The sequence below is a fragment of the Blautia caccae genome (assembly GCF_040095955.1).
Lineage (GTDB): Bacteria > Bacillota > Clostridia > Lachnospirales > Lachnospiraceae > Blautia > Blautia celeris.
The window spans coordinates 1-895 of sequence record NZ_JBBMFP010000089.1 but is presented as its reverse complement, the minus strand read 5'-3'; the positions used below and the strand labels follow the sequence as shown (position 1 = coordinate 895).

At 51.7% G+C, this 895-nt stretch carries 1 protein-coding gene; it reads right to left on the bottom strand.

Going from position 1 to position 895, the window contains the following annotated elements:
• Positions 1-47: 47 nt before the first annotated feature.
• Positions 48-895, bottom strand: an 848-nt coding sequence (locus WMO65_RS26315) for a hypothetical protein (protein ID WP_349064897.1), incomplete at its 5' end; no start/stop codon positions are given.

The following is an 895-nucleotide window of genomic DNA, read 5'->3' as shown; positions in this document are numbered from 1 at the left end:
CCTTGCGGCGTCCTGGATCCCGTTCTTTTTGCATGTCTCAATGAAACTCATAACCTCTTCTTTACTGTACTCCAATCGTCTGCCACCTCCTTATTCTTCTGGCTTCTCTGCCTGCCAATCTGTGCCAGGGTCCTCTTTTCATTACGCAGTGACGCATTCTCTTCCCGCAGTTCCCGGAGCCGGGCTCTCCTCTCCTGCTCTCTTTGCTGCAGCGCCTCCAGCGGGTACTTTTCCTGTAACTTACTCATTTCATCTGCGAAAGCCTCCCAGTCATCATCCCTCCCTTCTTTCTCCGCCATAGAACAGGCTGTCTGCAGGTTTTCATATCTTTTTAAGGCCTCTGTCTCATCCAGACTTAAATTTGTCTGATAAAAACGGGTCCGCTCTGCATCCAGGCTTGCCTGACGTGCTTCCAGCTGTTCCCATCTCTCCTGCACGGCCTTTTCGCTCCGGATGTTATTCCGGATCAAGTAGCGGCAGCACCTGGCAAGCTCCTCCGTCTCCCGGATATTACTGTAGCGTCTTGTGTTCTGGTATTGGTAAAGGACCGTGTTCTGGCAGTATTTCCGGATATAATAATACTGGTAGGCAGACGGATAAAATGCCGCTTCTCTGGCAGGGATCCCATCCTTTGGAAACGAGCTGGACTTAACCCGGGGGATGCGTGCTGCCCGGTCCACCTGTGTCAACCCATCCTTATCCTTGATGCGTCGCTCTATATCCTGGAGGTTATACCCTTTGCCCAGCTGATAGCTCCTCACTGTTTTTTTTCCACCGGCAGGGGTAAAAGCGATATATCGCCCGTGTACTTTTGAACTGCCCTGGCGTATCTTATATCCTGCAAGGGCCAGGGCCTTACAAAGCCCGTCCACGGATGCCACTTCTTTTATCAGGC